Source organism: Okeania sp. (genome assembly GCF_983059655.1).
Map to the genome: position 1 here is coordinate 1,624 of NZ_CEZPJD010000621.1, position 3,244 is coordinate 4,867.

Here is a 3,244-nt window from a genome sequence, read left to right on the forward strand (position 1 = left end):
TGATAACTGAAATGACCGAAAATTTTTGGTAAATAACCTCCCATTTTCAGGGAATAAAAAAAAGAGAATATTCTACATTTTCAGCAGAAGGCTTTAGCTAGAGGTGCTGATAACTAATAACTGAAAAGTTGGGTTTATCTTGGGGATAAGCTCCGAAAATCGTTCCTCAACCCAACCTAAATAATTTAAAGTATAAAAAAATTTTAGCTTAAAGAATGAAAAAGTTAAGAGCTTTGGCAGTAAATCTTACCATGATTTTTGCCAGTTTATTTGCGGGAATAGCGATCGCTGAAGTAGGAGTAAGAATTGCTGGTTTGGAGGGTTTAAGAAAAATGCCAGAAAGTACTCATGCAGAATTTTATCCTACATTTCATACTATTCCTCATCCAGTTAGAGGTTGGGAATATAAAGCAAATGTTTCTGGTTGGTGGGCGAATGAAGGAAAGGCTTATTTAGAGTTTAATAGTCATGGTCTTAGAGGAACAGAAATTACTAAAGCCAAACCAGAAAATACTCTAAGAATTGCTGTACTTGGAGATTCTTTTACTTCAGCAGTGCAGGTTTCTTATCAGCAAACTTTTATGGCAGTAATGGAGAAGGAATTGGGAAAATGCGCCGATTTAAAAAGTCAAAAAGTAGAGGTAATTAATTTTGGAGTGGATGGTTATGGTACAGCCCAACAATTATTAACTCTCCGAGAAAAAGTCTGGGATTTTCAGCCAGATATTGTGCTTTTAGCTTTTTTTATGGGCAATGATGTTACGGATAATTCTCGACAGTTAGAAAATAACCATTATCGACCTTTTTTTGTTTATGAAAATGGGAAGTTAGAATTAGATTTATCTTTTAGAGAGCTAACTATTAGTCAAGCAAACCGCTACATGATTACCACAGTCGATCAATTACCGACTTGGCTGATAAATAATGTCAGAATTTTACAGATTATCAAAAAAGTAGAGGCAGACCAAAGGAAGAAAAATGCTGCAAGACACTTTGAAAAGTTACAAGCAAATAATTTTAGAGAGCCACTGAATACTGCTTGGCAAGAAGCTTGGAAAATTACAGATGAACTAATCGGAATTATGGCAAAAGAAGTACAAGAAAAAGGTGCAGAATTTCAAGTAGCTACAGTGATGACTTCGATGCAAGTTCATCCTAATCAAGAATGGCGAGAAGAATATATGAAAATCATGGATATTCAAGACTGGTCATATCCAATGAAAAGACTGAAAAGTTTAGGAGAAACTCATAGTTTTGCTGTGATTGATTTAGTTGAACCTTTTGATAATTATGTTCGGGAAAATCCGGTTTGTTTTCATGGTTTTAAAAATACGAAAATGTGTACGGGACATTGGAATGCTACAGGACATAGATTGGCAGGTGAAATTATTGCGGAAAATTTATGTAAAGGGTTATAGTGCTACGCGCAAGTTGTAAAGTCAAAAGTCAAAAGTCAAAAGTCAAAAATAATCCCTGTTTAGGTTTGAGCATTTATAAATGTCCGAACCTTTGCTTAGACTGCTATATAGGGGAGTGGGGAAGTGGGGGAGTAGAGAGAGTGAGGAGTGTGGGGAGTAGTAAACATAAGAATAATTAACACGCACTCTAGCTATTAATTAGAGCTTGCTGATCGACTCTCAAAGCATTCACTTATAAAGACTTTAGCCTTTTTAGGTCGAAAAAAATGCCAACTTTTTGGTCTAAAAAGCTCAAAAAAGTTAGTATTTTGGGCAAATAAGGGCAGAAAAATCAAAGAACTATTTTTCCTACCTCCTTCTCTATAATTCTCCTGACTCCTGAATTCTGAATTCTGAATTCTGACTTCCTTGTCTATAATTCTCCTGACTCCTGACTCCTACCCTTACCAAAAGACTTTTTATTAACAAAAAAATCTCCAATAGAATGAAAAAATTCAAGAATTTAGCCATCAATTTAGGATTAACATTGGGTACATTAATATTTACTCTGACAGTAAGTGAAATAGGATTAAGAATAGCAGGAATTGAGTATCCGCCACTAAGAATAGATGGATCTCTAAATCCTCTCCATACTTTCAAAGATATGTACAGAGGTTGGGCAGGAAAACCTAATGGCAAAGGATTTTGGCAGGAAGAGGGTATCCCTTCTGAAATAATAATGAATAGTGCAGGATTTCGCGATTATGAACGGAGTAAAAATAAACCAGAAAATGGATTAAGAATTGCTTTATTAGGAGATTCTTTTACAGAAGCACTTAATGTCAAATTAAAAGATACATATAGTGCAATTATGGAAGAAAAATTACAACGATGCTCTGTGTTGAAAAACCGAAAAGTAGAAGTAATGAATTTTGGGGTAAATGGTTATGGAACAGCACAACAATTAATGACTTTAAGACACCACGTTTGGGATTATCAACCAGATTTAGTCATTTTAGCTTTTTATCCAGGTAACGATCTTAGTAACAATTATCGTCCTCTAGAACATGACCATTTACGCCCTTATTTTGTTTACCAAGATGGGCAACTTGTGGCAGATATGTCATTCCGAAATTTGAAGTTTTGGCAGAGAAATCGTTATGCTTTTTCTCTGGTAGATTTCCTACCATATTGGTTCATAAAAAATTCTCGAATTCTACAGTTAATTAGAAAAGTAGATATTGATGCTAAACGCCGCCAGTATAACAAGGATTACAATGCAATTAATATAGATTTTTATAAGGAACCAAAACCTAATTCTGATTGGGAAGAAGCTTGGGATGTAACTGAGGGTTTGATTAAGTTAATGCGAGATGAAGTACATGAAAAAAATGCAGATTTTATGCTCATGACAGTTAGTCATTCTTCTCAAGTACTTCCCGATCTTCAAGAGCGTGATAACTTGAAAAAAATTTTAAATGTGTCAAATTTATTCTACCCAAATACCAGACTGAAAAATTTTGGGAAAGAGGAAGATATACCAGTCTATAATTTAGCTGGGCCTATTTGGGATGAGGCTAAAAAAACAGGTAAATGTCTCCATGGTTTTGATAATGCACTTCCCTGTGGAGGTCATTGGAATGTAGAAGGTCATAAATTGGTAGGGGAGATAATGTCAAATTATTTATGCGAGAGATATGGGGGTCAGGAGTCAGGTGTTACGAATCAGAGTTTTGTATCAAATTCAGATGATTAGTTACTTTCGGTAATTGCGACTGGGATGGAGTTGAAGGAAGCAATCTCAGGGGTGGTGCGAGATTGCTTCCTTTTGTACAAAATTTGCGATC

Annotated in this window: 2 protein-coding genes; both read left to right on the plus strand. The window is 35.2% G+C overall.

All coding sequences use genetic code 11. The annotated features are described in order from the left end of the window. Positions 1-215: 215 nt before the first annotated feature. On the plus strand, positions 216-1,418 hold the full coding sequence (locus AC3DU7_RS25390; protein ID WP_488042065.1) for an SGNH/GDSL hydrolase family protein: 1,203 nt from the start codon (positions 216-218) through the stop codon (positions 1,416-1,418). 484 nt (positions 1,419-1,902) lie between these two features. Beyond that, positions 1,903-3,153, plus strand: coding sequence for an SGNH/GDSL hydrolase family protein (locus tag AC3DU7_RS25395; RefSeq protein WP_488042066.1), 1,251 nt, complete (start codon positions 1,903-1,905; stop codon positions 3,151-3,153). The last annotated feature ends 91 nt before the right edge of the window (positions 3,154-3,244 follow it).

What these genes read in the sequence shown, in the direction of transcription:
- AC3DU7_RS25395 (WP_488042066.1), top strand. Translation starts at nt 1,903, where the DNA reads ATGAAAAAATTCAAGAATTTAGCCATCAATTTAGGATTAACATTGGGT.
- AC3DU7_RS25390 (WP_488042065.1), top strand. Translation starts at nt 216, where the DNA reads ATGAAAAAGTTAAGAGCTTTGGCAGTAAATCTTACCATGATTTTTGCC.